We start from the raw sequence: 4,168 nt of genomic DNA on the forward strand, positions 1-4,168 counted from the left end.
GGCGGGCGCGGCCGGCGCGGCCGGCACGGCGGGCGTGCCCGGCACGGCGGGCGTGTCCGGCACGGTACCGGCCGGGGGCCGGGGGAGGCCCCTGACGAAGTGCAGGAAGAAGGGAAGCTGCAGCAGCACCATCAGGGCCCCGCCGACGGCCACCCCGGCCGCTGCCGCGCGCACCCCCCACGCACCGTGCAGCGCCAGTGCGGTGACCACGATTCCCAGGTTGTAGACCACATAGATGGCGGCGGGCGGGGCGAAGCAGCGATGGGCCCGCAGCACAGCGCTGAGATAGCCGGAGAGGCCGAAGGTGACGGCGGTCAGCGCGGTCAGCCGGGTGCAGTCCGCGGCCAGCGCCGGATCGGCGATGCCCGGCGCCAGTACCCGCACCACCAGCGGGGCGCACAGTGCCGGCAGCGCCGCCGCCGCGACCAGCACCAGCAGCAGCCGGGGCAGCGTGGCGGCCAGCAGGGCCCGCACCGGATCGGCGCCGCCGCGGCCCGGCACCCCCGCCGCCCGGCGGGCCAGCGCCACGCTGAAGGCCGGCACCAGCAGCAGCGCCATGCCGTCCTCGATCAGCAGCGTGGCGGCCACCTCCGGCAGGGTCCAGGCGACCAGGAAGGCGTCCGTTTCACCGCCCGCCCCGTACAGGTGGGCCACCGTCTGGTCGCGCAGCAGCCCGCACAGCGCGCCGGCGGCCATGAGCACCCCCGTCACCGCCGCCGCCCGGGCCACGAACCGCTCCCCCGCCGGCCGGTCCGCGGCCTGCGGGGCCTTCGTGTCCGCCGCCGCCGCGCGGTCCGGGTGCACGGGCGGAGCCGCCGGGGCGGTCATGACGGCGCTCCCTGGGCGGCACGGACCACGGCCGGGCGGCGCGGCGACGGCGCGGGGCGGCCGGCCGCCCCGGCACCGGACCCGGCACCGGACCCGGACGGCCCGCCGGAGTCCGCGAGAGCGGCCGGGGAGAACGCCCACCAGGCGGCCAGCCCGAGAATCACCGCGGTCAGCACCGTGGTGGGCCCGCCGATGTCGCCGTAGACGAAGCCGACGAGCTGCCACACCAGCAGCCCGGTGGCGATCAGCCCGGCCGCCGGAGCCCGGCCGCCCTCCGCCCGGCGCGACGCCCGCAGCCGGGCCAGGCATCCGGCCAGCAGTGCCGCCCAGCCGCCCAGCAGTCCGGCCGCGCCGATCAGCCCCTGCTCGCTCAGCACCAGCAGATACATGTTGTGCGGGGAGAGCAGCGGTTCGCGCCGGAACTCCCGGCCCGCGCCCGCCGTGTCGCTGCCCGAGGAGAGCGCCACCGGGGCGTGCGCGTCCCGGTACGCCGGGTACTGCCTGGGCCCGACGCCCGTCCAGGGCTCGGCACGCCACATCGACAACGCCGCCGACCACATGGCGTACCGGTCGACCACCGACTGGTCGGGCGTGCCGCCCGTCACCTGGCCGATGCTGGTCAGCCGGTCCGTGATCCGGTCCCCGGCCAGCGCGCCCGCCCCGCCGGCCAGCAGCAGCCCGCCGCACACCAGCGCCGCCACGGTGCGCCGCCGCGGGCGGAGCCCGGCCAGCGCGGTCACCGTCACCACCGCGACCGCGGTGGCGATCCACGCGCCGCGGCTGAACGACACCGCCAGCGGCACCGCCAGCACCGCCGCGCAGCCCAGCCACAGCAGCCGCCACGGCCGCGCCCGGCGGTCCCGGACCGCGGCCAGGCCCAGGCAGAGCGCGACGAGCAGGCCGCAGGAGACCACCGTGGACATGCCCATCACGTGCAGCGGCCCGAAGGTGCCGACCGCGCGGATGTGCTCCCCGTTGTACGAGGCGCCGGTGCGGGTCAGGTACTGGACCACGCCCACCGCGCCCTGGGCCAGCGACAGCGCCACCACGGCCACCGCCACCGCGTGCGCCTCCCGCCGCCCGCGCAGCAGCAGCGCCAGCGACAGCGGCACCAGCACGAAGACCTGCAGGCAGCGGGCGTAGCCGGTGAGGCTGCCGGCCGGGTCCGCGGACGCCGCGGTCGCCACCGCCAGTCCCAGCAGCGGCGCCGCGAACACCACGACCGCGGCGGGCGGCAGCTCCGGCCCCGCACCGTGCCCCGTGACGTGCCACGCGCCGCGCCCCGTGGCGCGCCCGCTCCCGCGTGCGGTCCGGGACCGGATCAGCAGCGCGCCCGCGCAGACCACGACCAGCAGCAGCGACGCGGCATCCGCCGCCACCACCCGCGGCGCGCCGCCGACACCGATGTCCTCGCTCCCGCCGGCCACCGGCAGGGCCCCGCCGTCCGGCAGCGCCAGCAGCAGCACCGTGGCGGCCGCCGGGGCCACCGGCCACCACCGGGCCGCCGCGGTGCCCGCCCGGGGCGCCCACCACCACACCGCCAGCAGCAGCACCAGGCCGGGCACGGGCAGCCGGTCCAGGGCCCGGCGGCCGAGTGCCCGGAGCGCCGCCCGGCAGACCGCCCGCATGTCAGCTCCCCCCGAGCCGGAAGCAGGCGGTGGTGGTGCGCAGCATGATCCGCACGTCCTGCCAGAGCGACCAGGTGTCGATGTAGTGGTTGTCGAAACGCGCCCGGTCGTCGATGGAGGTGTCCCCGCGCAGACCGCTGACCTGTGCCAGTCCGGTAAGCCCGGCCGGCATCCGGAGCCGCTGCGCGTAGCCGGGGCAGGTCTCGCCGAACCGGGCGGCGAAGTAGGGGCGTTCGGGCCGCGGACCGACCAGGCTCATGTCGCCGCGCAGCACGTTCCACAGCTGCGGCAGCTCGTCCAGGGAGGTGCGGCGCAGCAGGCGGCCCACCGTGCTCATCCGGCCGTCTCCGGAGACGGTCCAGCGGGTCGCCGACTCGGCCTCGTCGGCCGGGCGCAGGGTGCGGAACTTCAGGATGACGAACGGCCGTCCGTCCTGGCCGAGCCGCTCCTGACGGAAGATCACCCCGGGGCCGTCGGCGATCCGTACCGCGGCGGCGCAGGCGGCCAGCAGCGGAGCGGCCAGCAGCAGGGCGAGCGCGGCGAGCGCGACGTCCAGCGCCCGCTTGGCCACCCGGGCGGCGCGGCGCCGGGGCGGTGGCTCCAGACGGCGGCAGGCGAAGCCCCAGAGGTGGTCGCGGGGACGGGCGCCCTGCCAGGAGGCGGCCGGGGAGGACGGGGCCGCGGCGGCCGGTCCGACGGTGCCGGCCGGTCCGGGGTCGACCAGCCAGACGGTGCAGCCCTGTTCCCAGAACAGCCGGACCAGCGCGGCGTCCCGCGGGCGTTCCGGGACCCGGGTGAAGAAGGCGTCCCGCACCGCCTCACCGGCCACCGCACGGGCCACCTGACGGGGTGTGGTCAGCAGCGGCAGCGGCGGGGCGTCCCCGCTGTCACCGGCGGCGGAGGACGAGGCCGACGGAACCGGCGGAGCCGGCTGCCGGGCCGGCGGCGCGGAGCCGGAGCCCGGGGCGGGGCCGGGCGCGACGAGGGCGACCGGCCGCAGCCCGTACTCGGGGTGGCGGTGCAGGGCGGCGGCGATCCTCCGGCCCGCCGCACCGGAGCCGACCACCAGCACCGATCCGGGACGGCGGCGGGCCAGCCGCCGGCGGGCGCCGTGCACGACGCCGCGGGCGGCGCAGGCGGCCAGCGGCTGGCCGGAGATCAGGGTGAGCAGGGTGGACCAGCCCACCGCGGCGGACGGCCGGACGGCGGCCAGCGCGGCACCCGCCACGCACCAGGCGGCGGCGCTGCCGCCGAGCAGCCGGGGGAGTTCGTCCAGGGCGGCTGCCGCGGGGGCGGGGCGGTAGAGGCGGCCCGCGGCATTGAGCGCGCACGACACGGCCAGGGCGGGGACCAGCAGCAGGGCGGCGCGCCGGNGGGTGGACCAGCCCACCGCGGCGGACGGCCGGACGGCGGCCAGCGCGGCACCCGCCACGCACCAGGCGGCGGCGCTGCCGCCGAGCAGCCGGGGGAGTTCGTCCAGGGCGGCTGCCGCGGGGGCGGGGCGGTAGAGGCGGCCCGCGGCATTGAGCGCGCACGACACGGCCAGGGCGGGGACCAGCAGCAGGGCGGCGCGCCGGCCCCCCACGGCGAACGCGGCGGTCAGGGCGGTGGCGAAGGCGTCGGCGGTGAGCAGCAGTGCGGCCACCGTCCGGGGACGGGGCGCGCCGGGGTGCCGGCGGCCGGTGGACGCGGGGCGCGGGGCCCGGCGCCGC

General features: G+C 79.2%; 3 protein-coding genes. All 3 read right to left on the bottom strand.

Translation table 11 applies throughout. The annotated features are described in order from the left end of the window. Nucleotides 1–828: lipid II flippase MurJ (locus GQS09_RS27255; RefSeq protein WP_279577804.1), on the bottom strand; the 828-nt coding region annotated here is incomplete at its 3' end. Continuing rightward, complete coding sequence (locus tag GQS09_RS27260) at nt 825–2,456, bottom strand: O-antigen ligase (protein WP_243761853.1); 1,632 nt, start codon at nt 2,454–2,456, stop codon at nt 825–827. The genes GQS09_RS27255 and GQS09_RS27260, both read right to left, overlap by 4 nt. Before the next feature lies 1 nt (nt 2,457). Next, nucleotides 2,458–4,020, bottom strand: coding sequence for a sugar transferase (locus tag GQS09_RS27265; RefSeq protein WP_399552619.1), 1,563 nt, complete (start codon nt 4,018–4,020; stop codon nt 2,458–2,460). Nucleotides 4,021–4,168 lie beyond the last annotated feature (148 nt).

Origin of the sequence: Streptomyces sp. YIM 98790, assembly GCF_011421595.1 — a bacterium.
GTDB lineage: Bacteria > Actinomycetota > Actinomycetes > Streptomycetales > Streptomycetaceae > Streptomyces.